This window comes from Spirosoma pomorum, from assembly GCF_054776615.1.
In genome coordinates this window covers 47464-73684 of the sequence record NZ_BAAHBP010000031.1, presented here as the reverse complement: position 1 = coordinate 73684, position 26221 = coordinate 47464, and the positions used below count along the sequence as shown (strand labels likewise).

28 protein-coding genes are annotated in these 26221 nt (G+C 54.2%); all 28 read left to right on the top strand.

Annotated elements, in window-relative coordinates; genetic code table 11:
- Positions 1 to 32: 32 nt before the first annotated feature.
- The 28 genes from ACYVAD_RS19645 to ACYVAD_RS19510 all read left to right on the top strand — a co-directional run bounded on the left by ACYVAD_RS19645 (position 33) and on the right by ACYVAD_RS19510 (position 26157).
- The gene (locus ACYVAD_RS19645; protein WP_461141233.1) at positions 33 to 377 is read left to right on the top strand and encodes a hypothetical protein; all 345 of its coding nucleotides are present in this window, start codon (positions 33 to 35) and stop codon (positions 375 to 377) included.
- Complete coding sequence (locus tag ACYVAD_RS19640) at positions 374 to 700, top strand: LPXTG cell wall anchor domain-containing protein (protein ID WP_461141232.1); 327 nt, start codon at positions 374 to 376, stop codon at positions 698 to 700. Before ACYVAD_RS19645 ends, ACYVAD_RS19640 begins: the two co-directional genes overlap by 4 nt.
- 1 nt (position 701) lies before the next feature.
- A complete protein-coding gene (locus ACYVAD_RS19635; RefSeq protein ID WP_461141231.1) occupies positions 702 to 1037 on the top strand; it encodes a hypothetical protein in 336 nt (111 codons plus the stop codon).
- A gap of 2 nt (positions 1038 to 1039) precedes the next feature.
- Positions 1040 to 1441: a hypothetical protein gene (locus tag ACYVAD_RS19630; RefSeq protein WP_461141230.1), complete on the top strand. Its 402-nt coding sequence runs from the start codon at positions 1040 to 1042 to the stop codon at positions 1439 to 1441.
- A gap of 86 nt (positions 1442 to 1527) precedes the next feature.
- Positions 1528 to 2181, top strand: coding sequence for a hypothetical protein (locus ACYVAD_RS19625; RefSeq protein ID WP_461141229.1), 654 nt, complete (start codon positions 1528 to 1530; stop codon positions 2179 to 2181).
- Between the two features lie 106 nt (positions 2182 to 2287).
- On the top strand, positions 2288 to 3007 hold the full coding sequence (locus tag ACYVAD_RS19620; protein ID WP_461141228.1) for a hypothetical protein: 720 nt from the start codon (positions 2288 to 2290) through the stop codon (positions 3005 to 3007).
- Positions 3004 to 3582 carry a hypothetical protein gene (locus tag ACYVAD_RS19615; RefSeq protein ID WP_461141227.1) on the top strand — a complete coding sequence of 193 codons (579 nt, stop codon included), beginning with the start codon at positions 3004 to 3006 and terminating at the stop codon, positions 3580 to 3582. Before ACYVAD_RS19620 ends, ACYVAD_RS19615 begins: the two co-directional genes overlap by 4 nt.
- A complete protein-coding gene (locus ACYVAD_RS19610) occupies positions 3579 to 4280 on the top strand; it encodes an SH3 domain-containing protein (protein WP_461141226.1) in 702 nt (233 codons plus the stop codon). The genes ACYVAD_RS19615 and ACYVAD_RS19610 overlap by 4 nt, the downstream gene beginning before the upstream one ends.
- Positions 4277 to 4741, top strand: a complete 465-nt coding sequence (locus ACYVAD_RS19605) for a hypothetical protein (RefSeq protein ID WP_461141225.1) — start codon at positions 4277 to 4279, stop codon at positions 4739 to 4741. Before ACYVAD_RS19610 ends, ACYVAD_RS19605 begins: the two co-directional genes overlap by 4 nt.
- A 29-nt stretch (positions 4742 to 4770) precedes the next feature.
- Positions 4771 to 4971: a hypothetical protein gene (locus ACYVAD_RS19600; protein ID WP_461141224.1), complete on the top strand. Its 201-nt coding sequence runs from the start codon at positions 4771 to 4773 to the stop codon at positions 4969 to 4971.
- Positions 4972 to 5084: 113 nt separating this feature from the next.
- Positions 5085 to 5636 carry an N-acetylmuramidase family protein gene (locus ACYVAD_RS19595; protein WP_461141223.1) on the top strand — a complete coding sequence of 184 codons (552 nt, stop codon included), beginning with the start codon at positions 5085 to 5087 and terminating at the stop codon, positions 5634 to 5636.
- 118 nt (positions 5637 to 5754) lie between these two features.
- Positions 5755 to 5919 carry a hypothetical protein gene (locus ACYVAD_RS19590; RefSeq protein WP_461141222.1) on the top strand — a complete coding sequence of 55 codons (165 nt, stop codon included), beginning with the start codon at positions 5755 to 5757 and terminating at the stop codon, positions 5917 to 5919.
- Positions 5920 to 5923: 4 nt separating this feature from the next.
- Positions 5924 to 6097: a hypothetical protein gene (locus ACYVAD_RS19585; RefSeq protein WP_461141221.1), complete on the top strand. Its 174-nt coding sequence runs from the start codon at positions 5924 to 5926 to the stop codon at positions 6095 to 6097.
- The gene (locus ACYVAD_RS19580) at positions 6081 to 6743 is read left to right on the top strand and encodes a hypothetical protein (protein ID WP_461141220.1); all 663 of its coding nucleotides are present in this window, start codon (positions 6081 to 6083) and stop codon (positions 6741 to 6743) included. Before ACYVAD_RS19585 ends, ACYVAD_RS19580 begins: the two co-directional genes overlap by 17 nt.
- A 2-nt stretch (positions 6744 to 6745) precedes the next feature.
- A complete protein-coding gene (locus ACYVAD_RS19575; RefSeq protein ID WP_461141219.1) occupies positions 6746 to 8818 on the top strand; it encodes a hypothetical protein in 2073 nt (690 codons plus the stop codon).
- A gap of 63 nt (positions 8819 to 8881) precedes the next feature.
- The gene (locus tag ACYVAD_RS19570) at positions 8882 to 10318 is read left to right on the top strand and encodes a sialate O-acetylesterase (RefSeq protein ID WP_461141218.1); all 1437 of its coding nucleotides are present in this window, start codon (positions 8882 to 8884) and stop codon (positions 10316 to 10318) included.
- Positions 10263 to 11291, top strand: a complete 1029-nt coding sequence (locus ACYVAD_RS19565) for a hypothetical protein (protein ID WP_461141217.1) — start codon at positions 10263 to 10265, stop codon at positions 11289 to 11291. The genes ACYVAD_RS19570 and ACYVAD_RS19565 overlap by 56 nt, the downstream gene beginning before the upstream one ends.
- Positions 11292 to 11393: 102 nt before the next feature.
- Positions 11394 to 13583 (top strand): hypothetical protein, encoded by a 2190-nt coding sequence (locus tag ACYVAD_RS19560; RefSeq protein WP_461141216.1) that lies wholly within the window; start codon positions 11394 to 11396, stop codon positions 13581 to 13583.
- 4 nt (positions 13584 to 13587) lie between these two features.
- Positions 13588 to 13884, top strand: a complete 297-nt coding sequence (locus ACYVAD_RS19555; RefSeq protein WP_461141215.1) for a hypothetical protein — start codon at positions 13588 to 13590, stop codon at positions 13882 to 13884.
- Between the two features lies 1 nt (position 13885).
- On the top strand, positions 13886 to 17173 hold the full coding sequence (locus ACYVAD_RS19550; protein WP_461141214.1) for a right-handed parallel beta-helix repeat-containing protein: 3288 nt from the start codon (positions 13886 to 13888) through the stop codon (positions 17171 to 17173).
- 44 nt (positions 17174 to 17217) lie between these two features.
- Complete coding sequence (locus ACYVAD_RS19545) at positions 17218 to 17937, top strand: hypothetical protein (RefSeq protein WP_461141213.1); 720 nt, start codon at positions 17218 to 17220, stop codon at positions 17935 to 17937.
- 1 nt (position 17938) lies between these two features.
- Positions 17939 to 18328, top strand: a complete 390-nt coding sequence (locus ACYVAD_RS19540) for a DUF1353 domain-containing protein (RefSeq protein WP_461141212.1) — start codon at positions 17939 to 17941, stop codon at positions 18326 to 18328.
- The gene (locus ACYVAD_RS19535) at positions 18325 to 18636 is read left to right on the top strand and encodes a hypothetical protein (protein WP_461141211.1); all 312 of its coding nucleotides are present in this window, start codon (positions 18325 to 18327) and stop codon (positions 18634 to 18636) included. Before ACYVAD_RS19540 ends, ACYVAD_RS19535 begins: the two co-directional genes overlap by 4 nt.
- Before the next feature lie 12 nt (positions 18637 to 18648).
- Entirely contained in the window at positions 18649 to 20661 is a 2013-nt protein-coding gene (locus ACYVAD_RS19530) for a right-handed parallel beta-helix repeat-containing protein (protein ID WP_461141210.1), read from the top strand.
- A gap of 24 nt (positions 20662 to 20685) precedes the next feature.
- The gene (locus ACYVAD_RS19525; RefSeq protein WP_461141209.1) at positions 20686 to 22722 is read left to right on the top strand and encodes a hypothetical protein; all 2037 of its coding nucleotides are present in this window, start codon (positions 20686 to 20688) and stop codon (positions 22720 to 22722) included.
- Positions 22723 to 22735: 13 nt separating this feature from the next.
- Positions 22736 to 23230 (top strand): hypothetical protein, encoded by a 495-nt coding sequence (locus ACYVAD_RS19520; RefSeq protein ID WP_461141208.1) that lies wholly within the window; start codon positions 22736 to 22738, stop codon positions 23228 to 23230.
- A gap of 46 nt (positions 23231 to 23276) precedes the next feature.
- Positions 23277 to 23879, top strand: a complete 603-nt coding sequence (locus ACYVAD_RS19515) for a hypothetical protein (protein WP_461141207.1) — start codon at positions 23277 to 23279, stop codon at positions 23877 to 23879.
- A complete protein-coding gene (locus ACYVAD_RS19510; RefSeq protein ID WP_461141206.1) occupies positions 23863 to 26157 on the top strand; it encodes a hypothetical protein in 2295 nt (764 codons plus the stop codon). Before ACYVAD_RS19515 ends, ACYVAD_RS19510 begins: the two co-directional genes overlap by 17 nt.
- Positions 26158 to 26221 lie beyond the last annotated feature (64 nt).

Sequence of the window (26221 nt, the reverse complement as noted above, 5' to 3'; positions counted from 1 at the left end):
CCTAATCCGTCAATCCTAAAAAGCGATACCCCATGACATCGACCGCCGAGTTCCTTACTCAAAATGGCCTATCAGAATCCGCCCTGTCGCCCAGCGTGAAAGAAGGGATCAATCAAATACTGAAGGCAGCGACGATGGAAGGGGTATCGCAATTTGGGAAAATCCTCAAAGAAGAAGCCGCCAAGCGTGGCGTCGTCATCGGGGGGACCACAACGGATACAGCCGGGGCCGATGCTGCGGTATTAGCCGCCAAAGAAAAGTACGACGCCGAGCAGGCAGCTGCCAAACGTAAGAAAATCATCTTGATTTCGGTCGGGGCAGTGGCGCTACTGGTGGCGATTGTAGTGGGTGTTTTTTACCTGAAGAAAAAGCCATGAACGACTTTATAAGCAAGTTTTTTGGGTCGGGTGGCACCGGTACGTCATTGGTCACAACGGGCGGGCAGATCGGACTAGGTTTAGTGGGTAACAAGACCAAGGAGATCGAAGGGAATTACGCCGTCAAACTCGCTGAACTCACCGCGAACGCGAATCTGAATACCCAGCAGTTCAACATCGAACTAGCCAAGCTCAATGCCGAAAAAGAGGCAGCCATGAGTGAAGCCGGGGAAAGCAAGTTCAATAACGTGCTAAGTCTGGTAGGCGTATTGGCCATGATTGGCGCAATTACGGCGATCCTGCTACTCAAAAAACGCAAGTAAGATGCTGGCTCTGATACCCTTTGCGCTGTCCTTTTTTACTACGGGTTACGGCATTTTTCAGGGCGTTCAGGCTAGTGACCAAGCCGCCCGCGATGGGCAGGACCAGGTAAACCGGCAGCTGGAGCAAAGTCAGATCACGGCGCTGGCCGAAGATGCCGCCTACCGCCGTGCGTTGGCAGCCGCTAACCAGGCCGCTACCGAGGCCCAGCAAAAACAGCAACAAAACGCCCGGTTAAATACGACCGTGCTCTACGTAATAGCGGGCAGTTTAATGCTGCTCACCGTCTGGATGATTGTTCACCGCCGACACCGGCACCACCGAGTAAAACCCGTTTAATCATGTACAAATACCTACGTCTGTTTACCATCGGCTTCAGCTGCTTGGTGCTATTGATTGGTTCGTCCGGTGTGGCGACCAGTCGTTCACTCGATAACGATGCGCCTAAAGTGGCGCAACTGGATCACCTGGCAGTATCGTCCCTTGTTGTGGCTCCGGCGCATGACACTGCCCACCAGGTACCAGCGCCAACTGTGGCAATCGCTGCACCCATCACAAGTTCCCTTTTTACGCTTACTCAGTTGCGGCAAATTATTCGGTTTCAGCAGCAGAAAGCAGCGTATTTATCGATCAATACCGGCCCTAGTGTCTGGGATCTTTCCCGAGGTAAAGCCCAGTCGCACCGGCCCCGATTTATCTCCAGTAAACCTACTAGTACATACCAGCCCCCCCGGTTAGAGTAAGTCCTTACTCGCCCGTTCCTGCTCCAATGACCTTAGTTTTTCAGATTGCGTAAGTCCTATTTTTTTCAACAAAATCCATCAACACAATGCCATTTCCAACAGGTCATAACCAGCCAGCCAGTTTCGTAGCGGGTCAGTTAAAGGACGGCAGCTCGTTTGGTACTATCGATGCGCCTTCTTTCAACGGGCAGCCGGTTAAGTTCAAAATTGATCTACGCTGGTACAAATCTACGCTGATCGCCGTCGTGACGGTCCTGAAAGCGGACGGTACCACGGTGATCGAACAGCCATCGATCAAGCAATCGGGCTATCTCAACAACATTGTTCAGCTGGCACTGCCTAACAACGTTTCGACGTTGAAAGACCTGGCCAACCTAGTCGCTACTGAATCCAAATTGCAGTCGATTGGCCTGGCGTCGAACCAACTGGTTCCCGTCAACGCAACCGGCGAATCGATTCCCTTCGAGCAAACGGCTGACGGTAAGGTGCAGGCGTATGTATCGGCCGCAGACACAGCCAAAGCCGCTCAGGAAGCAGCCAAACAGCAAACGGCGGCTCTGCAACAGCTGACCAACAACCTGACGGGCGGAACGTCCACGTCAACCACGGGCGGCACGTCGGGCGGTATGCTCAGTACCATGACCACGACCACGAAAGTGATCATCGGTGTGGTTGTCGCCGTCGTCGTAGGTGGTATCATCTACCTGGCTACCAAAAAGAAAAAAGGGGGTAAGCGCTAAGCAATAGGCGTTAACTACTTCACTTCATCAACATACAGGCTGGGTCTATTCCAAAGGGCGTGGCCCATCGGAATAGACCCAGCCTGTTTTTCTTTCTGGCAACCGCATGAACTACTCACCGCCCCAGGTAAACGAAATGATTTACGCCGTCAAGGAGGGCGTAGGTGTATATGATAATCCTAGCAAGAGCGCGAACCGCTTACTAACCAACAGCGAAAACGACGATCATAAGTTACGCGACTGGAAAGCCGGGGAAGCCATTGGGCCAATTCTAAGCCAGGACCTCATTCCGAATAAGGAACAAACCGAATCGTTCCTGAAGGTGCAATACTGGACCTGGGAAAATCAAGGCGTGGGCATTATTCCGCTGTTTCGGAAAAACGTCAAGATCCTGCACGAGGGCTACATAGCCGTAGCCGATGATGGCGATTGGTGGGTACGGCAAACCCACAAAGACGTGGTTGATAAAACCACCGAAGCGGACGCCAAACGCCAGGCTATTTTGACCGACATCAAAAGCACCGCCAATGTGCCCGCTCCGCTCAGTGTCGAGAAGCAAGGGGATGACTGGTTGATCTCCTTTCCTAACGGTTACGAGGTGTTGTACGCTGATTGGCAAAAGCTATCCGCCACGGACAAACGTTCGAACACGGGCCTGAAAGTGACCACGGCGGGCCTATCGGGTGGCTCGGGTAAAGGAGCCGCTGACGGCGGGGGTGGGTCGTCTTTCTTCACCACTCAGAATATGCTGATCATGGCCGGTATTGTCGTACTGGCGGGCGTCGCCCTGACGCTGTATTTCACTAAAAAGAAGCCCAAAAAATGAGCACCACCACCTATAAAGCAGCTGACCGGGGCAAAATGGTAACGATTGGATCGGGCGAATCAGCACGGGTCTATTCTAAAGCACTGGCAACGGCCAAAACGGACGAGTTTATCAGCGGGCCGAACACGGTAGGTACCACTACTGGCAACCGAATCAGTGACGGTACGTTCACCTGGTTAGAGATCATTCGCTCATCGATGCTGCCCATCGGCGGTTTTGGTGTCGTATTTATCTACCTGCTGGATGACGACGTAACGCTGGTTGATAATCCCAACTACAACCCGCTGGATGATCTGGATCGGCCTAGCGAGGTTGTGATTGACGAGCCGAATAAAAATCCAACATCAACGACTAAGACGGACCCTTACGGGACCGGCGAAGTAGGGCCAATCGTCATTACAAAAACACCGACGACCGGTAAAACATCCGACGAAGTAATTGACGAGACAGTACCCGGCGACAGTAACAAAAAGTGGCTCACGTATGGGCTCTATGCCGTGCTCGGTGTGGCCGTCGTCACGCTGACGATCATCATCGTGAAGTCCATTCAGAAACCAAAACTTTCCACCAAATGAAATCCGGAGCGACCCTAAAAACAAAGATCGGCCCGGACAAAAACCGGGACGAGTTTTTCTTTCTCTACGACAAACCAGGGGGGAAGAAGATCGGCGCAGCTAAAGAGGGTACCATCTTAGGCACCTATGACCGGAGCGAAAGCCGATTACTGACTTCCTACGCTTACGTCAAGCTGGCCACGCCCCTGACGGGTGGCTACCGCTACGCTTACATCCGTGAAAATGCGGTATACGAGTATTCAGCCAAGAAAACAGCCTACTACGTCAATAAATCGACGCAGCTGCTCAACATCCGGTCAACGCCTACTACAGCGTCAAGTAAGAACGTAGTGGGTACGCTTAAAACGGGTGATCTGGTTGGCACGACGGATGGCACCACCGAAAACGGATTCCTGCAATTCGCCCTAGCTAAAGGCGGCACGGGCTGGGTCAGTAAGAACTACATCACCACGACCAAGCCCGCTGATGCAACGGCTCCCGCCGACGATACCACCGATACTACGGAGAGTACGCCCGTTTCTGATCCGGCCCAGGCGGGTACGGTAGAGCAAAGCACCACGGCCGCCGAAAACCGCTTTGGTACCGGTGCGCTCAATATCCTGCTGTGGGTGGGGATCGGGCTGATCGCCGTAGCCGTGGGTATCACCCTGGCCAAAGTGTACGGAAAACGTAACCCGAAAAAACGCACAGGCCAATGAGCATCAATCCCAAACTAAAAGAGCAGGTACAGTCGGCACTGGCTTACAAACCGCTCCAGTATGGGCTGTTAGTCGCCATTGTACTGCTAACGGTCTATTTCATTGGTCGCAGCTCGGGTAAGGGGGCAAGCGTTAGTTACCCCAAAAGTAAGACGGTGGACCCCGTTACCGACGAGTTCACCACCCGGCAGGCCCCCAACCTGCTAAACGCCCTATTTGAAGCCTTCGACGGTATCAGCATGGACGTGGACGTAAAGACGCTGGCTGTTCAGAGCATTATCGGGCTGACTGATAATCAACTGGTCTACATCTATAACCAGTATAACCAGCGCTACCTGGCCGGTAAGGACGAAACGCTTTACTCGATCATCGACGGTGAATACTTCGGCCCTATTGGTATCGCAGCCCAGCGCAAGCGGGAAATCCTGAAACGGATGCGGGAATTAGGCATGGACAAATAATAACGTGTAACCAACAAACTAGCCTCCTTATGGCACTGGTAGAAGATCTGCAAAAAGTAGTCACAGGCATTGATAACATGGCCACGAACGGGGTGCCCATCAATGTCAAACATGAACTAGACACGCCCACCGTTAGCTATTTCGCCCTTATGGCCTTCCTGGTCGGGGTGGCGCTGGTGGTGCTAATCGGTGTCAAGGACGTGATGGTCCATAATATGACTAAGCGATGACGAAGCGCGAACAAACCATCAAGCGCTTAGCCGCTTACGCCCTGAGCCGCGTCAGACGTGGCCAGCAGGCGAGCCTACCCCAAACCAAACCCAACGACTAAATCCGCTACGCCATGAAGGTGCTAACAAACAATGATCTGCACTGGGCAGCTGCTAAACTTGGCTGGGACCTGGCAGCCATTCGGGCGGTCGATGAAGTCGAGTCGAACGGAAAGGGGTTTCGCTCGGATGGGAACATTGTGATCCGTTTTGAAACCCACATTTTCAAACGGTACACAGGACGGACCATTGTAGGTTCTGGCGATATGGCCTTTAACACGGCCTATCTCATCAATCCGCGAGCGGCCCTGCTGTCCACCAGCTGGGGACGCTATCAGATCATGGGCTTTAACTACGAGGTCTGCGGCTACGATAGCGTCGAAGAGTTTGTAGCGGCCATGAAGACCGGCGAGCGGAAGCAGCTGGAAGCCTTCGTCGCGTTCGTGATTGGCAACAAACTGAGCATTCACCTCAGACCGCCTAATCTCAATTTCTTGGGCTTTAAAAACGGATACAACGGTACGGGGGAAAATGGCTATGAGTTCAAGTTGGAAAAAGCCTACAATAAGTACAAAGGCATGAAGCTGCCCGCCAATAATGATCCGGCTCCGCTGGTAAAAAAGTAGACGCCTGGCAGGTGGCGCTGGTCCTGCTCCTGCTGAGTCTAGCGGGGGCAGGGCTCTATCTAAGCTACACCGGTCAGGCCGCTAAACTCTGGCAACAAACTAAACGTCGGTACTCCCTATGAAACTCAAACAGAAACTCAGTGACGTAATGCCCTACCTGCAAGCCATTTCGGTGGTGGCAAGTATCGTGGTCATGTTTTACACGCTGCGTCAGTTTCACCTGCAAAACCAGGAACGTAAGGAAAAGGAACTCTTAGAACGAGCGAAAGCCGCCGTCAGCTAAACCCATGAAAACGCGACTCATTCAACTACTGGTAGTCATGGTCGTGGTCGGCGTGTGCGTCTACGCTTATGATTATGTCGTCTTAAAGCCCACCCGCGACGAACAGGCTAGACGATTCGCCGTCACCAAAGTGCCCGCGCCTGCTGATAAACCCCTGTCTTATGTTGCTTTCACTTAGCGTCCCCTTAATCGAATCGACCTACGCGGATTATACGCCCGACTCGTTAGGGCGTCGGCTGGAGCGGAAAGATAACCTGGTCAGCAAGTACGGCCCTCAGATTGCCCAGTCGATCAAGCTCAATAATATACCGGAAGCTCTGCTATTAGGAACGCTGCTGATCGAAAATGAGGATGCCGTACCAGGCATTTTAAGCCCAGCTGGAGCGGTTGGGCTAGGTCAGATCAAGCCGCTCACCGGCATGGATATGATCAACCTGGCTGCCCGTAAAAAGCTGCTGTCCGAGCCGAAGAAAGTAGTACTCCGGAAGCGCCTGGGTAGTCAGCTGGATAAACTGGTAGCGGCTGAAGATGTCAAGACGGTGATGGCCCCCAGTGCCATGACTGCGCACCTGAAAGATCCTGAATTTAACGTCATGGTGGCGGGGCTGATTTTGTCCATGCTGATGGCGGAACATTCCGAGGATGGCACCTACCGACCCGATTATATCAGCGCCCGCTACAACCAGGGATACTACCTGCTGAAAGCCCGCAAAATCATCAAAACGCTCTCGACCGCGCAGCTCATTGCCAAAGTGCCTGCTGAAGCTAAGAGCTACATCGTAAAAATGTGCGGCCGTAACGGCTGGATGGAAATTTTAAGCTAATCATGACTGATTATAAACGAAATCGGCAAACCGGTACCGTTATGAGCGGGGGGCGTACCTACGTTCGGCAGGACCGGCTAACTAAGCTGTTGGGGGGTAACCGTACATCGGTGGCGTTCGCGCTGGAGTATGACGTACCTGGCTACTTTACCATCATCGACGCTGACCAGTTGCAGCCCTCCCACCAGGGCGCAGCTCAGAACCCGCTACACTTCATTCCCGAAGCGCAGCCCCGCAACCGATCTACGTCGGCGTCGGGGGCGTTGACGCCCGAACGAATTGCCCGCAATCTGCGCCCGGATGAACTTTTGTACGGCACCACGGCCTACAGTGGTCCGCCCGTTGTCAATGCGCGGGGGGAAGTTATTCAGGGCAATGGCCGGGCGATGTCGATCAAGACGTACTACGACTTGTTTCCCGATGACCCGCGCGGCTACTGGCAGGCGATCCTAGACGGTAACTACCGGTTTGGGGTGCTGCTGCTGGACCAAAAAGCACTGCGCGAGGTAGGTATACGTAAACCCGTGCTGGTTCGTCTGGTGGATGTATCGGATAAAGAAGCTATTCAGCTGGGCCAGTACACCCAGGCCGATACGGAAGCCGTCGCCACCGCGACGACCAAGATCAAATCGAAAGCTCGGTTATTGACCCGGCCCGTACTAAAGCGGGTACTCAACGACCTGTCCCGCACGGATAACGACGAAAAAACGCTGGGTGAATTAATCCGCGAAAGTCGGGTGCTACAAGTGCTGATCAAAGAAGAGATCATTCGCCCGGACGACCTGGAGAACTACACCCGGAACGGCAGCATCAACGAGGCCGGTGTTGATTTTGTCTCGTCGCTCTTGCTTAATGCCACCTTCAGCGGGTCCGACGTGAACACCGCCGACGTGTTCACGGGGCTACCGGTGTACACCCAAACAGCGGTCAAAAAATCGACCCTGTTCCTACTCCGTTGTACGGGCCCTAAATCGCTGAATGGGGACGTTAGTAACGCCGTACTGGCCTACCGTGAATTTATGACCTCCCTGGCTCCTAGTATCGCCAGCTGGAAACGTCAGTTTGACCTGTCCAGTGTTACGCCCCAGGATCGCTATTCACCCCTGGCCCTGGCCATTGCGGAACTGTTTCAGCAATCGACCACCCAAAAGCAAATTGTGCAGCGATTCCGCCAGTACGCTACGCTGGTCAATGGGAGTGAAGGGGATATGTTCACCCCAGCTAGTAAGGGGGCTACCAAGCGCGAAGCTGTAAAGGTTGTGTTTGGTGTCAACTTCTCACCGGACCAGGCCATCACTAAAAACAAACGAAACGCCCGGATTACTATTCGCACGGCCAAAAAACGGACGGGTACACCACGACGGGCGGCTGTTACGTCGGCCGCATCGATGCCGAAGCCGAAACCTGATCTGACTAAGCTCCAGACGGGCCGGAAGGCTAAAACGCTCAAACAATTACAGGATCGCAAGCCCGTAAAAACCCGAATCACAACGACAAAACCAGTGCTCGCTGCTGTGAGTGCTGCTACTGTCTCCTCTCCTTCATCTTCTAATTCTACCAACATGACTACTGCCGAAAAGCAAGCATTTGCAAAACGTATGGCCAAGGGTAAAGCTGACAAAGCGAAAAAGGCTAAGAAATCGACGACGCCCAAAAAACGGGCCACGAGCACCAAATCAACGCCCAAAGCTAAGAAGCCTGCAGCAGCCCAAAAGAAGGCAGCTAGTGCCCCTAAAAAGGCCGCTACAGCCACACGTAAAGCCGCAGTTAACAGCAAGGCCAAGGGTCGTAAAAGTGTCAAGTCAGCTACTAAACGGAAGTCGGCTACCAAACGGGCTACCGTCGCTAAAACCACCGTTCAGGTGCCAAGCAAAAGCCAACTGAAGGGTAAAGTATACCTGGCAGAACGCGACCGTATTGCTGCGAACATTCACAAAAAGTCCGCAACGGGCAAATTCGTGCAGGTGCCCGAGTACGGCATTAGTATTTCCCGGTCGCGTGAAATGGCCGAAGAAGCGCTATCCCGCTCGAAGAAAACAGGCAACGTTACGAACATCCGACTGAAGATTCGCTAAGACTAGCCCCGCGCGGCATTGGTCGCCGGGGTTACTGCTTATCCATCATTATTTACTCAATCTATGCAACTTACATCCCTTAAAAACCGCCAGATCGTCCAACGTAGTATCTACAATTCTGCCCTGGTAACGGTGCAGGGTACCTACGAGGGAACGCCCGCAAAAGTACAAGCCCGGTTCGTGCCGGTGCGCGACGGGCAAGGTACGGCTACTGGCTGGAAGGATCTGGCATTTTCGAACGGCACCTACGATGGTGACGTACTGGTCAGGGGTGGCTGGTATAAAATCGAAGTGCAGGCTCTAACGGCCTACAATGTCCCTGGAGCTACGGCCGGTCTGGATCGGTTTGGGGTGGGAGAGGTCTTTGTTATCGCGGGCCACTCCGTTGCCCAGGGCAATAAAGACTACATCGACGGCACGGCCGATGACCGGGTAAATACAATTCCGCTCGATACGCCGGTGGAAGATACCCAGCACGTCAAAACGGGTCTGCTGGCCGATATGCCAACCATCAAATTTGCCCAATTCGGGACGGGCGTTCGGCCTGCGCCGTTTGGCCCCAACAACTATTTCTGGAGCAAGTTCGGTGAGCTGGTTGCCCAAAAGGAAAACGTACCGGTACTGATCTACCAGGCTGCGTTCGGGGGGACCAGTCTGGAGCATTGGGCGCGTTCCGCTAACGGCGAAGCCTTTCCCCTGTTTACGGTGAATCCGGCCATTGGGATGCCCTACGTCAATTTGAAACATACGCTACAGCGTTACGTACCCGTCACGGGGCTGCGGGCTATGCTGTTCGATATGGGTCAGAACGATACGGGCGAACCAAATGGCGAGTTGTTGTATCAGCGTTACATGACGGTGCTCAGCAAAGCCCGCACCGATGCCAACGCGCCTAACCTGACGGCGGTTATCACCCGCCAAACGCCCTACCTGACGGTCGATAGTAGCTACCAGGGTGGACTACCCCCGCAAACCTACATTCGTACCATGCAGGAGCGGGTGTCCAGTAGCGCTAAATGCGTACCTGGTCCGGACTACGATACGGGCTTAACGGTAACGGATCGCTTTGATAATATCCACCTCAGTATAGCGGGTCAAACAAAAGCGGCTGGCTTGTGGGCGGGGATCATTACCCCCCGGTTTCTGCGCTACGCTGAGCCCATAATCCTAAAGGCGGTACCGGTGGAAACGCTGCCCGAACTGCCAGCTGAAACGACGACTCCCATATCAACGACACCGACGACGGGCCTTATCAATCTCGATACGGGGGCGGGCCTGGGGTTAACAGCGGACGATGATGAGCTGGAGTCCCCGCTACAAAGTCGTACAAGAGCATCCATTCCCCTCAATTCTCGCAATCTGGCCAACCTGGCGCTGATCGGCTTTATCTTTCTGTGTATTGCGGGGCTGTTTTTTTATCTCTATCAATCAAACTTTTTCAACAATGTTGTACTCAAAAGCCTACAAGGGGACGGTCCTGCTAAACGGCATAACCCCTAACACGACCAGCGACGACTTCAACCAGGTAGATCCGGTAGCGTTCAGCGTCGATCAAAAGGATGTCATTACGCTGGAAAATGCGGAAACATTTGCCTTGTCGTGTTTGGGTAAGGGACCTGGAAGTTACACCTTTAAAGCGCTCGTCAACGGAACGCCCATTGTAGCAGCCAACCGCATTACGTCGGACAACGCGGGCAGTACCATTGGGGACGCGGGCAAGGTGACTTACGACGGGGCGCAGGATACTACGTTAGTACTGGGCAATACGGATGGTAAGCTACTAGCTGATCCAGTAACGTTCTCCATAACTGAGTTTTTGAACGTTTTAGGAAAACCTAACTCGTTTGTTTTGAGCGTCAGCCGGTCGCGGGGTTTGTACCTGTTCTCTCTGAACGTCGATAAATCAATTACGCTCTACCATTACGTCAGTAACGCCTGGGCAAGTCTGGGTAATTTTCCCAATCCGGGCGGGCGGGAGTTTACGGCGACGGATGTGGTTTCGTTCAAGGTAACGCTCCAAAAAGTTCAGCTCCTACTGAATGAATCCGTAATCTGGGAAATCAACCGGACCTGGAACGTAATTCTGTCGAACGCCGACCTGGGCGTTCTCTCAAAAGCGGGTCCGTATGCCTTCGGTGAAAAAGTAGATTTGACTATCGGCACCAAGCCAGGTATGTATACAATCGGCTTTGTTAACCAGGAGGGGGAACAGTTCATCTTGTCGCAGGGCGTTAGCGTGTCTGACCAGACGGCGGCACCGGCAATCACCGCGCCAACGGGCATGGAAACGATTATACCAGTGGCGGCTGCAATCGTAGCTACTACGGGAAACAAAACAAACACCGCTACAAATACGGGCAATCCATCGGCCGCCGAAACGTCGGACTGGGGTAAAATCGCCACTTGGTCAGCGGTCGGCCTGGGCGTAGTAACCGTTGTCGTGCTTATTGTGCTGGCGTTGCGTCGGAAGTAGGTCGGTCTTAATTTTCCCATCTAACGCGAATAATATTCTGATTTCATCGACGAATCGAGCTGATTAAACAGAATATTATTCGCGTTTATCCCTCACTCATCAATGGCTAATTACTACGTCCGGAATCAGGAAACGGACCGACTGGAGCTGCACTTCGACAAAGCCACTTATCAGGCGCTTGATCAATCCGTAAAAAAGGAGATCAAGCGTTTCTTTTTGTTTTCTCGGACTGCGGGAGCCTGGGTAAGTAAATCATCCCTTCAGGGAGCGGCTACCTGGTCGGCGGCTAATATTGCCGAAAAACTTAAACTAGAGGACCAGGGCAAGAAAGGCGAAAAGGTAAACGAGGTCGATCTAATCGAGCGTCGCCGGGCCAAAAGCGCCCGCTTGTCGAATGCCACCGATACATTTATCGATTGGGAGCAGTACACCCCCTCGGAGCGGCTGAACCGCGATCACGATAGCGTTAGTTTCTTCGATCACGACTACCCTAAAGCATTTCGGGGAGAGATCAAAGAAACGATTGCCGACATTCAGCAGCGGCTAGGTGTGACCAGGGAGGAAGATCTACCCGATTACGTCAAATCGGCCATCGAGCGCTACGCCAAAGCCTTATCGTCGTACTATACCCGCTACGTCAACAACCGCACCTACGCGCCTAGTCCAATGGTGGTTGGTCCGGCCCGGTATCCCTGGCACAAGTTGGAGAAGGCCCACCAGCGGGACGGGAAAAACTTTTCGGACCTGGACGACGCGAAGGATCGGCTAAAAAATGCCGTAAACCGGGTGCAGCGGGGAGCCGCCGACGCCAAACCGACGCCCGAGTATTTGCAGAACCGGATCAACGAAGCCCAGGCCGAAGTCAACCGGATGCAGCGAGGCGTCGATAAGGGTCAATACCTGGATCACTACCAGCCGCGTTTAAAGCAGTCGCAGGAATTACTAGCCTACTGGGAAAAGCAGCTGGCTGATGCGGGTGGCTTGCGGTGGAGTAAAGAAAAACTCAAGAACGTGGGGGCAACCCACATCCAATACAATGGCTACAAGTATCTACCAATTATCAAGGTCAACGAAAAGACGGTCACCGTTGGTCGCTGGTTAACCAACGAATCAACTACGCCTTATAACGTGCCTTTCAGCAAAGTAACGGGCTACCTGGTCCGCTGGGAAGATGCGCTAATGAAACGGCCAGGGGAGAAAGCCGCCAAGGGCCCCAAAGAAGAGAAAGCGTTTAAAAAGGGCGATAAAGGGCTGTATTTGACCGGCTACTCGCACCGGCCCGTGCAGCTGGTCACCATTACAACGGTCGGCCAGAAGTTCTACCACGTTAGGGGTAATCTGTACGGGGATAAACTACCGTTTGCAAAGGTCGTACCGGTGGCCACGGGTCACCAGGAAAGACTGGCTAAACTGCTAGCCGCAGCGGAGCCCAAAAAGAGCCAAATCATCCACGCCCTGACGCATCCGGATGATCCGCAGCGTTACGATTTACAGCACTTTCTGAGTCACGTCAGCCATCCCTACCGGGAGGATTTGCTTGCGCTCTTAAAAATTGACCTGATCACGGCAGGCTATCCCGAGAAAGGTGGCTTAGTAGCATTCTTTACTGACAAATACGGCATTAATAAAGCCAAAAAACAGGCCAAACCAGTCAAGAACGCAGCTCGCCGTAAAGCCGCTACTACGAAGAAAACCGCTAAGTCAGGCCGCAATACCGCTACCCGTAAGAAAGTGGCTCAGCGGTCCTTAAAAACCGTTGTGGCTGCTACCACGGTGGCCCCCTTGTCGGTAGTGTCGTCGCCGGTGGTGGCGTCAACGTCGAAACAAGCCAAGCAGGCTAAGACTGGAGAGAAAGTAAAACTCACCGCTGCCCAGAAAAAGCAGATCCGCAAAGAAGGTATCGAAACGGTTGATGCCGCCCTGGCCAAGAAGAAAACAGAGCTGACAGCAGCCCAGGTTATCAAGCTAGGGCAGCGGATCAATTTTCTCCGTACCCACATTATCATTGATGGCCAGGTCTACCAGGTGCGCGAAGATTTCGACACGCCTACGACCAACAAACGTAGACTCGCGCCCACCGAGGATAATCTAAAGAAATGGGCCGCGAATCCAGGTCGCTACGATCTGATTGGCGTGGATGCAGCGGGTAAGGTCGATGTGACGGTATTTAAAAAGCGCGACCGCAATAAAGTGCCTACCAAGTTGAAGGTCCGCAAGATAGGCAAGGGGCTCACCAAGCTACGAACGCGCATAGGGGCCAAAGCGATTAAATCGAAAACCAAAAAATCGTAGCTCCATGAAATGGACAACTAAACTTTTGTTGGGGCTGGCGGCATTGCTGGCCATCGTCGCACTATATCAGTACTACGTTCGGCGCACGGTAGTGGCAAAACAGGCCGCTGCTCCAGATACCAGCTCACTGGCCAATATGACGGCTATGCAGGCTACCCAGATTTCGGCGCTTACCAGTCAGGTGCAAAGCCTGGCCACGCAACAGCCCGTCATTGTGTCTGCCGGTGGTAGTCCGCAGACAACCAGTGGTCAAGCGCCCGACACCTTTATTCAATCCATCAAAACGCAACTTACCAACTAACATGGTGGACTTAACATTAGGGGCCGTCAACCAAAAGGTCGAAGATTTGGGCGGTCTTATGACTGAAGAACTTAACGCCCTGCGGAATCTAATTCTACCTGACGTAGTGGCCCTGGCTGCTTACGAAGGTGCCCGCACCCGGATTCTACTTCAGGATAACCGCTCGTTTAAATTAGATCGGGCCGCTACTGGCACGGCTAACATGATCACCGACGTAGCGGCCCAGGGTGGGGGCTGGTGGCGACTAACAGATATTCCTGTTGTGACGGCCGATTTATTAGGGGATAACCCAACGGCGACGCTGCAATCCGTGATCAACAACACGCTGGCCACGTCGGTCGAACTCTCCGGCTTCATCGGTAGTCTGGGTGTCATCAAGCCCAAGGGCAAGACCATCTACCTGCGACCAAATGCAACGATTAAGGCCCGCGCCCTGACAAACGCTGAAAAAGTTGGAGCGACTGAATACGGCCTGTTTAACATGACTTTGGGCGGGCGCATCATCGGTACCGGTACCATCGACGGCAACAAAGCCGTTCGCGCTGGGGAGCACATGCACGGCATTTACTGGGAAAACTCGACGGCGACCGTTGCCGTGCAGGGTCCCACCGTTACAGGCTTTGCCGGGGATGCGATTCGATTCCAGAATACCACGGCTCCCGGTATCAAAGACGTGACCATCACGGGCAACGATAAGCGGGGTATCCACATCATCGATACCAACGACGCCGACATTGACAGCTGCCGCGTTGACGGGGGCACCCACGGTATTCAGTGGTGGGCGGGTATAACCCGTTACAGTGAAAACCTGAAGATTACGAACTGTCAGGTCAAGAATGTATCGGATGGGGGAATCTGGGGTTACCGGGGCCTGGGCGTCACCGTAACGGGTGGCTCGGCGGTTAATTGCGGAGATTACTGCTACGGCTTCGAGGGCTGTAAATCATCAACCATCACGGGGGTGTACGCCCGTAATGGTAAAAATGCGGGGCTGGCGTTTTACAACGGCTGCGAGAATGTGACCTACAGTGATTGCCAGGTCGTGCAGGGCGTCGGAATGGGACCGGGCGTTAAGTCGTTCGCTCCGAACCGACCCGTCGAAGAAAACGTCGGCAAGAACCGAAATATCGTCGTGCGGGGTGGCTCGATCACCTGCAACGATCTGATTACGCCGGTGAATACGGACCAGGGATGCACCGAAGATTTTCGCCTGGAGGGCGTCAGCCTGACGGGGGCCTATGTGCAGTTTCTGGACGTGAATTTCGTCAAAATGACGGGTTGCACGGTTTACACCAACTCCACGTATGGCATTTATCAACTGGGTGGGAGTAACGGGGTGTTTAAGCACAACCGGTTGTTTTATACGGGCAATGCCGACAATGCAGCCAACGAGTTTTGCGCGGCCTACCGCTCACCCGAGTATTCGGCCAGTAATAACGTCTGGGAAAACAACGAAGCCTATGGGTTCGGCGGGGGCTGTTTCGATGACTTCCAGAACTCACCCCTGGCCACGTCGGGTAACAAGTTCATCAACAACATTACCAGTGCCCCGGTGAAGCAGAATAAGCCGGGCTACTCGCTGATCTGTAAGGGCAACTACAAAGTCGATGGCAAGTCGGTCGATCCCTGGGAGCCCACGCCGGAGCGGGAAGTACCGCTCAAATCGATGAATGATGCCCGTGCGCTGAGTCTGTCCGATTCGTTCTTTGCTAAGAATCCGGGCAGACAGGGCGTATTTATGCTCGATGCGGCCGACCAGGTCACGCCCGATGATGGAGCCATGACCATCGTGAGCGGGGGCAAGCGGTTCAAGCGACAGTACCAACACTACGTCGAAGTAGATTGGTTTGGGGCCAAAGGCGGGGCCAACGATGATACGCTGGCTTTTCAGACGTGCATGGACTGGATCTGGAAAAAGGGCGGGGGCACGATGTATATGCCGTTCCGGGCCGATGGCTATTCGCTGAGTAAATTAGCTCTACGCAGCCGGGTTAACATCAAAGGCGGGGGCGACGAGCTGAAGATAAAGGCGTTGCCGTCCGCTGAGAAAGGATTCTTTGTGCTGGGTGATACGCCAGTGGCCTGGGTGACCTACGAAAACTTCGAGCTGGTGGGCAATCTGGCTAATTTAAACCAGAATGGCTTTGACTTTACGGCCTACCCGCAGGAGATTCCGGCCTGGACCGGTGGAATTTGGTGGGCCAAGTTCAAAAAGCTAAAGGTATCGGGCTTCCCTAAAAACCAGTTTCATTTCTACGCCGTGGACATTGAGCGGCCTGCCTACAATGCGGGCGACGTGGCCAATCAATTCCTGACCTTTGAGGACGTGCAAGCCTACCGGGTCGATAACGACGATAGTTTGTGTCTGTACGCCGAAGGGCAATTTGGCCAGGTGCAGTTTTTGGGTAACTGCCAGTTCGACGGGCCGAATCTGGACAAAGGAACGCTGATCAAGCTCATTTCGCACCCGCACGATAACGCCAACGGTAGCGATAACGTGTACACCATCAACTTCATGGGTACCACCATGCAGGGGGCTAAGCTCGGCGTATACACCTATAACGTCAGCGGGGTTTGTTTCTACAACTGTCACCACGAAGCCTTACGGGGCGTCTACCACATCGACGCAGCCAGTCAGGTAACCATCGATGGGGCGACCCAGGCGGGCGGCTGTGGTGTCGATGGGGGAGCCGGATTCTTTCTCAAAAATTCGGTGTCCCACGTTACGTTTCGCAACGTGCCGGTAGGGGGTGAAGATACCACCGTTATTAATCAGAACGGTACAACCATTTCGGATGGTTGGTATGCAGCAGGTCCGGTCAAGTTCACCGGTACCACGCGTCAAATTCAGGTGGTGAACGGCACCCTATACTCAGCCAACGAAACGAAGATCCTGCTCGATACCGCTAACGTCCCGGACGTGGTGTTTAGCAGCATTAGCGGTGGCTTAGGCCCGGACGCCCTACTAACCTGCCGGGTGTGGGGATCGGGTTCATTCAAGATTATGACGGGGGGCAATATTAGCCTGCCCAACTGGATGAACGGGGTTCTGTATGCTAAAATGAACGACGTGTTGGTGTTCAAACACATGGATCTGCCCGACGCCTGGGTACTGGTCAGTGCGACCAGTGCCGACCAATCGGCGAACCTGGTCACCAATGCGGGACTGCCCACCACCGCCGACGTGGCACCCGGTAAAGCCATTCTGTGGAAAGATACCTCGGACGGTTCGGTCAAGTGGTATCTCAACGACGGGGGCATTATCAAGGCCGGGGCCGCTTTCGCCTAAAGAGCACAACGCTAATCAATCAAACTCAATCAATCTCAATACCCATGAAATCAATCCTTGTTGCCCTGCTTACCCTATTTAGTTTGGCCGTGCAGGCCCAAACCGTTACGCCCGTAATTAGCTATTCATTCGTTAACCAGGGCGGATTAAAGTTTGAACAGAAAGTTGTCACGTTACCTGCTCAGCCTGCCAGCGAATCCGCTATTTCGTGTCAGCGGATCGGGGAGAATATTGTTTGTGATACGATTCCCGCCCGTGCAGCGCTGCCCGAATCCAAAACGGCTACGTTAACCGGGCGCATCGTCGGCATTGAAACTGACGCGGCTCCTAATCCGCTGATTGCCGTGCCCCACAAACGGAAACTGGAACTGATCAGCTTGACCGAGGACGCCGAACAGGAATTAACCATTTTCGTGCAGGCCAACTACTACACGCCCGAAGGGGAGCGGATGACGGACGCTATTGCTCGTGATGCAAGTCTGAGTGATGACGCCCGGACTCAGAAACTACGGCTGTTTCAGTCGTTTCAGTTCAAGCCTAAGCGCACGAAAGGGAGCTGGGTCAACCCGGTAACAGGGGCCTTTGTCCCAGTGGGCACAGCGGGGGCCATCCCCGAGAATCTGTTTTACCAGCGTTTTCCCATTGAGGGGTTTGCGGCACTGGGTGTACCCCTGACGGCGGAGCAGAAACGCTACCCGGATTTGCTCAGAAAGCTAATGGTCGTGTACATGATTCGTAGTCTGGAAACCAGAACCGGCATCTAGTATGACACCAACGCCCAGCGTCAGCCAGCGTTTTCCCCTGTTCGCCTGCCCGATCCGCAAGGCCGAACAGGATCGTTGGCTGACGCTTTTTCCCAGCTGGTTCCTGGCGAACGGACAGTATATCCTGATTCCGGCAGGCTACAAATCGGACTTTGCTTCTATTCCCTGGTGGACGCCCAATATCGTCATTCCGGTGGGCGGATTAAGCGCTATGCCTGCCATCGCCCACGATTGGATGTACGAGTCAGGCTGCGTATCAAGGAAACTAGCCGACGATACGTTTCGGCGGCTCTTGAAACAGACGGGAATGGCCGGTTGGCAATACAATCTCATGTACAACTACGTGCGCCTGTTTGGTTGGGTGCGCTACAAGAAACGAAAACAGCTATGACCCCTCTCAAATGGTTTCTGGCCGTCCTGGCGCTCGCGGGCCTGGGTGGCCTGGTCTACTGGCTACTGACGGCGGGCGGCTCGGCGCAGACTCCCACGGCGGGCGCTGGTGCGACGCCTGGCACGGCAGCGGGCTTAACGTCAACGCAGGCTAGCCAACTGGAAGCATTAACGAACCAGGTGCAAACGCTGGCCCAGACCACGCAGCCGGTTTACGTGCCCGTGCCGACGCCCATGCCAGTGACCCCGTTCGACTACCTGAAGGCGTACAAAGACTACGTACCTAGCCCACCGGCCACGACCACCTAACTCGCTTCATCGATGGATAATTTATCGGGATTGACCGAAGAACAGAAAAATATCGCGCTGGCTTTTCAGGCCGTCAAAAAGGATATGCAGGCCCTGCCCCGCGTCGGGCTGGCCGAGAGTTTGGCAAAACTTTCCTCGCTGGAGCGCAACGGCATGACGGCGGTGTTTCTGCAAGACCCGAACCGGGGGGGCAGCTTTGCCTATCGACCCGCTTCGGCAAATCTGACCATCGACAACGGGACCGTTTTCGGAGCCGCTGACGGCGGCTACTGGATACGGCCCTACCAGGGCATGAAACTGCCCCAGTGGTACGGAGCTATCGGCGACGGGGTGACCAATGATCAGGCGGCCATCAACCTGCTGTTTGTCTCCCTTAAAGACGGGGACGTGGTAGACTTTGGCAACCGTACCTACCTGTTCGACGTAGTCCGGGTGCCCGTCAAAAAGCAGCTCACCCTGCGCAATGGTACCCTGAAAGGACGATTGGAAATTGGCTCATCGACGCTGACCGATGCAGCTTTTGAATACTGGATACAGTTGGACGACGTGCGTTTTGATCGTAGTCATTTAACCCAGCGGGATCACGCTATTGTCTTATCAAATGCCAAGAGCATCAACATCAACAAATGCTCGTTCAAGGGCGTCGATGCGGCTGTGTACGTGAGGGGCTTCAACAAGATGCAGCACGTCGCCCGCCTAACGATCAATAACTGCCGCACCGAGCAGGATTTGACCAAAGTGGTACCCAATGATCAGCTGATCAACTACCTGCTGTACGTCGATAACGAGCGCAAGTACCAGGCTGATTGCACCTTCGGTATCGGTGACGTGCATATCACCAACTGCAACGACGTAGCGTGCCGAATCAGCAACGTAGTGGGTTGGGGGGTGGACGGGGCGCAGATGGCCAATAACACCTTCTTTATGACGGGGGGCGGTTACCTGTCCACGACCAAAAAACAGAACGTCTATATCTGGCGCTCCAACTGGGTGTCGATCCAGAACAACCAGCTCTTTGAACCAGGTGAAGAAGGGGTACTGCTGGAGAACTCCAGCAATTACACCATTCTAAATAACCGGATCGCCTGGCCGGGTCAGCGCAACGCCCTACAGGGGTGGGGTATCCGGGTAGCAGGCAAGGGCTGGCCGGATGCGGATTACAACAATGGGCTGATCGCCAACAACACAACCGTTATTCCCAGCCGGGGCGGGGTGTGGGTGGACGAAGATTCGGCCAACGTCAACGTTATTGGCAATACGACGCTGAATCCCGGCAACCTGAGTATGTACTACGGTGACGCGACCAAACCGCAGGGGCAGGGCGTTCCCGCCGTCGATCCGGCCAACGCTACAGCCGGTGGCTGGCACGTCAACACGCGCCGGGTTTTATTCGTGGGCAACACCACCGACGTGGGTTCGTTCTCCTTTCCGGTCGATAACACCAAGCCCTATAGCGAGTACTTCAACAACCGGCAGGCGCATAACTTCGAGGAAACGGGCAGTACCAGCACCCGGTCGGGCTACGTGGTTACCTTTGCGGGTAACACCATTGATGTATCGAACGCCCAGTACGTGCAAACCAACGTGCCCGCTGGTGGCTCGGTCAGTTCCCTGTCGGGCTACAGCGTGGGGCAGGTCGTGACGATCTTCAACGGCTCGACGCCTTTCACGCTTATACATAACCCGGCGAGTCTGCGCCTGAAGGAAAACCAAAACACGGATGTGCCCTACGAGGGTACGATCACGCTGGTGCGCCGGGTTGGTTACTGGGTAGAGATCGGGCGGACCTACGATAAACCGTCATTTAAGGGCGCCGTCGATTTTGCCACCGATGGGGTAAGTAAGCAATTCACCGTCAATCACAATCTGTACATCGTCCCCAGTGCCATTTCGCTGGTGCAGATCGGCAGTGGCTCAGCGGGCACGTTTGCGGTGGTGGAGCGGACCAACACCACGATCAAAATCGAAACCAGTACCGTGATCCCAGCCGGTGAGGGTCTAACCGTCAGCGTCAATCTTTCCTAACCATTTATTCGATTCATTATGCGTATGACGCCGATTAAGTGGATTATCGTCGCTCTGGCCATTTTGGGCCTGGGCGGGTTGATCTACTGGTTACTGATTCCTAAGACTACCCCGTCAACATCGGGACAAGGCTCGGCCCTTGGCTTTCTGGCCAATCTGTTTGGTCCAAGTAGTTCAAGTACCACTACAACGACTATCACCTGGGACAATCCGGGCGGGGGTGGTTACGTGCCACCGGCCACGGGCGTCGATGACGGCGATAAGGGCGGGGGTAACTATACCGCGAATCCGAACTGGTATTTTGGCGAGTACGGAGCCATGCAAGGCACTGACTTCGAAGGTCGTCCCTACGTCGCTACGTCCGCGCCGGTGATCCCGTTCGAGGTTAAGAATAGTCCCTATACGTTTGGGGTTGATTATCCTTATCCCGAACAAACCGCCAAAGGAGTGGCCAACCTGCGCCGGTTTCCCGAATTTAACTTGCCCGCCAATAAGCTGCACATTATGGGGCCGTGGTACAACGACGGTTACGCCAACGAGAGTAATTTTAGCCGTGGTGTTACCTCTATTGTGACTTTGCCCAACTTCCGCAGCGAGGGGGCACCGCAGAGCATCGTTCATTTGCCCCGCTCTCAGAAAAACGATATGATTGGTGACCCGGTGCTACACGCTATTGCCCGGACGCTGGCGGCTGGCGATCCGACGCACCCCAACGCTGACGCCTGGGCTTGGCTGGGTCACTCGAAAACGTTTACGCCTAATCAGGCTGCGTATATGGAAATCGGCCGGCAGCTGTGGAATCAAGAGCGGTCGCTACAAGATGTCAACAACCAGGGCGTTACCTACATCTGCGTCGATATGGAGGACTCCCACCCCTGGGAGCTAAACCGTTTCTGTGTAGGGTCGGTCTATTTGGGTTTATGTCAGGCAGCAGCCGAAGAAGGTTTACAGGTCATTCCGTATCTGTATTCGAATGGTATCGGTCAGGTAGGTATCATCGGCTTTTCGGATGTGGTCAACGGGTTCCCGGAGTATTTACAGGATCGGTTTGACTGGTTTAATAACGAAGATACGCTCGTTCAGGCGCTCAATCAGTACAATGGGGTGGCCACGGTCGATACCTACATTCAGGCTGTTTGGGGATTGGAAGATTTCTTGGCCCGCGACGAAAGTGGCAACGCCTACACCGATGGCCAGGGCGAGCCGGTGTTTTCATCCCTGGGGCAAACCACCGTGTACGGGCAGGTTATTTATCTGGAGCCCGGTGAAGCCAAGCGGGCGTTGCAGGATCTTTACGAGCAATCAACGCGGCTTTACCTAATGAACCACCGCTTAGCGGGGGCGTATCCTGTTTACGGCGGGCAGCGTCGGCCATCGCTGGTGAACGCGCAGATGGGTTCGTTTACCCGCAACTCTAACGAGGGCGTAGACGGTACCATTCAGAACGACCGCCCGGTTCCAGCCTGGCAGCTGGAAATGTTCAACTCGATGAACCTGTTTCTATCGAATCATATTTATTGCTGGGGCGTCGATTTTAACCACGAACCGGGGGCGGTGGGTGCGGATCATAGTAGTGTCTGGAGTTACCAGGCGCATGGTACGATGGAAAGTATTGTGCGGGCGCTGCACCGGAGGTCCGCGTTTGCTCAGATTCAGACGGCCCAATTTAAGTGGCTCTGGTTTAACCTGGCCATCGTCAATAACCTGCGGGCAGACGGCAATACCTATAGTCAGAAAGCACTGACTCATGGCAAGATATTGAACGTAAACGGGGCGGCCTGGCTAGAGCTGTGGTTTGCTTTCCCCTGTGCGGATAACAAGCCCAAACTATTCACCGTCTGGGTGACCAAAAACGGCGTTCAGTCGGAGCCGTTTCAATGCTGGATTCAAAGCGGGCGGCACTATTTCTACGATGCGTTTCCGCTGCCTGGTGTATTCAGTTATGACCAGCTGGAGGGCGCGGATGTATGTCTGCACTACGTCGATGAGCACGGGGTAAATCGCTACTTCCGGGGTGATTATCGCGTCGATGCAAGCGGACTTAGTGTGCCTAACTCGTAAACTTTGCTACTGTATGTTTATTGCTTTTAAACACGTTCCGAACGATCCTGACCTGGCTAATTCACTGATTACGTTCTGGACAGAATCGGCCTGGACTCACTGCGAAATACTGCTAAACTATCCCCGGCCGCTGGCGGTATCGTCCCGGCCTGCTACTGGCGTGACGGCCAAAACCTGGGAGGAAGTATTGACCAGTCCGGATATTTGGGATTTGTACGACGTACCGGTTTCCTCACCGGAAAGCCTATGGGCGTTCCTGCTGGGTGAAATGGGTAAACCCTACAACTGGACGGGCTTGGTAATGGGCCACGTTGTGGGCGCTACTCAGCTGAACCCCAATGGCTGGTTTTGTTCTGAATTAACTTACGCAACATTAAGCCAGTATGCGCTGATTGATTTACCTTTACGGGAGCCCGCGCACGTTTCCCCGGCGCTGCTTAGACAATACCTAATCGATGCGGGCTGTACCCGCTACGGGCTGGATAACCACCAGCTTACCACGGTCTAACCTGACTCTGCTCCAGCGGAAGTAGTCAACTAAACTACTTCAAGTCATGGCTTTCACCGGCAACCAAAAGTACGGCTACACCGACGGCGATCAGATCGGTAATCACGGGGGGCAATTTCCCATTTTTGCGCGCGTTCGTAACGGCGAACTCTATGCCGTAGCACGGGAAGATAACCCGTCACACCCCACGCCTGGACGCTTCGGTAAGTTATTTACCTTGTCTCGGGAGTTTCTAAAAAACACGGTTTTCGGGGCTTATAAATCCGATGCAGATGTGTTCTCGGATAAACCGCAGAACGTAGAAGATACCTCGGAGCCGGGTAGCTCGTTCGTGCTGGTCAACAACACGGATACGCTGATTAAGCGGCCTAACCTGGGTAGTACGACGCCGACCAATACCAACCCAACGACGACCAACCCGACCAACACCAATCCGAATCCAACGACGACCAACCCGGCGAACACCAATCCGGCGCAGACGGGCCTAACTACCACGCCTAGCACGAGCACCAGCACCACGACGGTGATTACCCCGTCAACGATGACGCCTACCATCAAATATTCAATTATTGGCGTAGCTGTACTCGTTGTTGCGGGCATTATCTACATGGTCGTTAGCTCCAGCAAACGCAATGGCCGACGCAACTAAGTACACTGTTCCTGTCAACGGGCCGTCCGGGGGGCGGTTCGTTGACCTGGTCGAATTTGCGCAGCTGACCGAAGAAGCCAAGGCGCAGGCAGCTGATCCGGGACCGGCTGGGCCGCCACCAGTGGTTATTATCGCACCGGAGCCAACGCCAACGGTGTTACGGGTACTGGTGGCCAGTCGGGCCGGGCACGACCTGGTACTGGCGCAGCTCACGCCGGGCGATCCCTGGCTTATTGAGCCCGTGCAGCTGCCATCGGGGAATGACGCTTTTTTGGTACGGGCTAAAAACCTGCTGGCGAATCCGGACATCAAGCTACTCGCGCCGGTGGATCTGGCTAAGATCGCCGGTGAATCCAGCGATAACTACGGATTGGACGAACCGGCTTCGTTTCCGGGCCTACCAGGCTACCGCTTCGATCAATTCTATCCGGATAAAGCCAAGTACTGGGAGAAATCAGATCGGCCGAATATGGTGGATTATACCGCGCAGGCCCTTGCTGCTGGCGTTGCACCCGCACCATTACCGCCGTTGCGGCCTGAACCGCTGCCGTCACCCTTGAACGATCCGGAACTGGTTGGTCGGTTAATGGAAAGCCGTACAGCATCGGTACTCTCTGACGTGCCGTTCGGGTATGATCGCTTGCAGATAATTCATCCTCCGTATGAAGATGGTTGGCAGATGATGATGGGGGAAATCGGCATGAGAAACGCGCCGGGTTTCCCAAATGAAACGCCCGATCTGCTACGTCGCCACGGCAATAACTTCATGGACGCGATGTTCTACTACGGCGGATCGCGGGCACCCTGGGGGCTGCCTAAAAAAGATGAAGCCTTATTTTTCGAGGTGACGGGCGCTTGCTGGGACCCGTACCGGGCGGTAGCCGACGTGCTGCTAACCGGGCTAGAAACGATTGGTAACAGCCTGGTCAAAACCCTGCCCGCCTGGAACTCGGTCGAAGAAAACGGGCTGATTGATGGGATACCCACGATTAAGCAATGCCACTTTAATATAGAATATCATTGGTTACTAGAGCAGCCGTATAAAGGAGCCAACCCGGCTAATATCTGGCAGCTGTGGACCGACGAACAGAAGAACCGGCCGTTTTTTAATTACCACTCCAGTCAGCTGGAGAGCGCTCAGATCATCTACAACCGGGGCGGAATTGGGCTACTAAACGAAGCGCTGCACCAGAAATGGCGTAATATCGCGGCCCTATCGATTCAGATCATCAACCGCAGCAGCAACATGCAGGCGTATTTCGGTGACGGTCCGGGTATTGCCCCGATGCACTACATCAAATCGTTTGGTGGGGACTATACGCTGAGTGATTTGCTGTCAAGCAACGTCAACGACGCCAGCCGGTTCATGGATGCTAACCAGTACGCCAACGCGGGCAAAATTGAAGTCGGTGGCCAGGTTTACAACGTAACGGGTAATCTCAAAGCGATGGGGGGCAAGTCCCACTGTTACCATTACGAATGGGGCGTCAATATCAGTGCCCAGGATCGTGAGCTAGTTTTGTCGGGCCAGGGGCCGCGTGATATTCGAATCTGGCATGATCGGATGCAGCCGGAGTTGTATCGGCCCTATGACAAGGCGTTTCATGCGCAGTTGACCAATTACGTCGAAACCAAAAAAGGCTGGGTTCACCCGGTGATCTGGCAGACGGAGTCCAACTACGAGAACTGCTATTTTGTCGATGGCCAGGAGATACCGGGCAACTGGCTAGGCTGGACGGAGAATCAACCGCCGTTTTTGCCTTGCAAGGTGCCGCTACACCCGGAGGTCTGTAACAGCATCATCTATAATGCCCGTATGAACTTGCAGGGTGCCTATCTGTGGGGCTCGGCACGTCGGCAGGATCTTCCGGCAGGCGTATCGGAGCATACGAACCCAACGGTACACCAGACGGCCCGTGAGGGCTTGCAGCGGGCGCTGGACGAGGTCAATCAGCACCGGGCGTTTGGTCCCGATACAATCAATTTGTGGGATACCATTAAGATCTGGAACGAGGTCAAAAAAGAATGGTTTGCGGGGGATGCCAGTCAGTTACTGCTACGTAATGGCCGTAACGCAGCTGGACAGCCGGCGAGTCCAATTCCCTTGGTGCAGGGCGTTTACCGGCCTTCCGAGAAGCTAGAATTGTATTCCGTTTACGTGCCCCACCTAAAGCGGCAAGACACGTCTATGGTGCGCTTTATATCGCCCATCAACGGCAGGGAGCTGACCGCCCGCGCAACGGGCTGGGGGCCAACGCTGTGGACCCGTCAGGGCTAACAAAATCCGCTTATCTAGTCGCTCACCAGCTGGAGTACTGCTTCAGCTGGTGAGCTTACTTCTC

Coding starts and splice junctions, on each gene's coding strand:
- ACYVAD_RS19645 (WP_461141233.1), top strand. CDS start 33: ATGACATCGACCGCCGAGTTCCTTACTCAAAATGGCCTATCAGAATCC.
- ACYVAD_RS19640 (WP_461141232.1), top strand. CDS start 374: ATGAACGACTTTATAAGCAAGTTTTTTGGGTCGGGTGGCACCGGTACG.
- ACYVAD_RS19635 (WP_461141231.1), top strand. CDS start 702: ATGCTGGCTCTGATACCCTTTGCGCTGTCCTTTTTTACTACGGGTTAC.
- ACYVAD_RS19630 (WP_461141230.1), top strand. CDS start 1,040: ATGTACAAATACCTACGTCTGTTTACCATCGGCTTCAGCTGCTTGGTG.
- ACYVAD_RS19625 (WP_461141229.1), top strand. CDS start 1,528: ATGCCATTTCCAACAGGTCATAACCAGCCAGCCAGTTTCGTAGCGGGT.
- ACYVAD_RS19620 (WP_461141228.1), top strand. CDS start 2,288: ATGAACTACTCACCGCCCCAGGTAAACGAAATGATTTACGCCGTCAAG.
- ACYVAD_RS19615 (WP_461141227.1), top strand. CDS start 3,004: ATGAGCACCACCACCTATAAAGCAGCTGACCGGGGCAAAATGGTAACG.
- ACYVAD_RS19610 (WP_461141226.1), top strand. CDS start 3,579: ATGAAATCCGGAGCGACCCTAAAAACAAAGATCGGCCCGGACAAAAAC.
- ACYVAD_RS19605 (WP_461141225.1), top strand. CDS start 4,277: ATGAGCATCAATCCCAAACTAAAAGAGCAGGTACAGTCGGCACTGGCT.
- ACYVAD_RS19600 (WP_461141224.1), top strand. CDS start 4,771: ATGGCACTGGTAGAAGATCTGCAAAAAGTAGTCACAGGCATTGATAAC.
- ACYVAD_RS19595 (WP_461141223.1), top strand. CDS start 5,085: ATGAAGGTGCTAACAAACAATGATCTGCACTGGGCAGCTGCTAAACTT.
- ACYVAD_RS19590 (WP_461141222.1), top strand. CDS start 5,755: ATGAAACTCAAACAGAAACTCAGTGACGTAATGCCCTACCTGCAAGCC.
- ACYVAD_RS19585 (WP_461141221.1), top strand. CDS start 5,924: ATGAAAACGCGACTCATTCAACTACTGGTAGTCATGGTCGTGGTCGGC.
- ACYVAD_RS19580 (WP_461141220.1), top strand. CDS start 6,081: ATGTTGCTTTCACTTAGCGTCCCCTTAATCGAATCGACCTACGCGGAT.
- ACYVAD_RS19575 (WP_461141219.1), top strand. CDS start 6,746: ATGACTGATTATAAACGAAATCGGCAAACCGGTACCGTTATGAGCGGG.
- ACYVAD_RS19570 (WP_461141218.1), top strand. CDS start 8,882: ATGCAACTTACATCCCTTAAAAACCGCCAGATCGTCCAACGTAGTATC.
- ACYVAD_RS19565 (WP_461141217.1), top strand. CDS start 10,263: ATGTTGTACTCAAAAGCCTACAAGGGGACGGTCCTGCTAAACGGCATA.
- ACYVAD_RS19560 (WP_461141216.1), top strand. CDS start 11,394: ATGGCTAATTACTACGTCCGGAATCAGGAAACGGACCGACTGGAGCTG.
- ACYVAD_RS19555 (WP_461141215.1), top strand. CDS start 13,588: ATGAAATGGACAACTAAACTTTTGTTGGGGCTGGCGGCATTGCTGGCC.
- ACYVAD_RS19550 (WP_461141214.1), top strand. CDS start 13,886: ATGGTGGACTTAACATTAGGGGCCGTCAACCAAAAGGTCGAAGATTTG.
- ACYVAD_RS19545 (WP_461141213.1), top strand. CDS start 17,218: ATGAAATCAATCCTTGTTGCCCTGCTTACCCTATTTAGTTTGGCCGTG.
- ACYVAD_RS19540 (WP_461141212.1), top strand. CDS start 17,939: ATGACACCAACGCCCAGCGTCAGCCAGCGTTTTCCCCTGTTCGCCTGC.
- ACYVAD_RS19535 (WP_461141211.1), top strand. CDS start 18,325: ATGACCCCTCTCAAATGGTTTCTGGCCGTCCTGGCGCTCGCGGGCCTG.
- ACYVAD_RS19530 (WP_461141210.1), top strand. CDS start 18,649: ATGGATAATTTATCGGGATTGACCGAAGAACAGAAAAATATCGCGCTG.
- ACYVAD_RS19525 (WP_461141209.1), top strand. CDS start 20,686: ATGACGCCGATTAAGTGGATTATCGTCGCTCTGGCCATTTTGGGCCTG.
- ACYVAD_RS19520 (WP_461141208.1), top strand. CDS start 22,736: ATGTTTATTGCTTTTAAACACGTTCCGAACGATCCTGACCTGGCTAAT.
- ACYVAD_RS19515 (WP_461141207.1), top strand. CDS start 23,277: ATGGCTTTCACCGGCAACCAAAAGTACGGCTACACCGACGGCGATCAG.
- ACYVAD_RS19510 (WP_461141206.1), top strand. CDS start 23,863: ATGGCCGACGCAACTAAGTACACTGTTCCTGTCAACGGGCCGTCCGGG.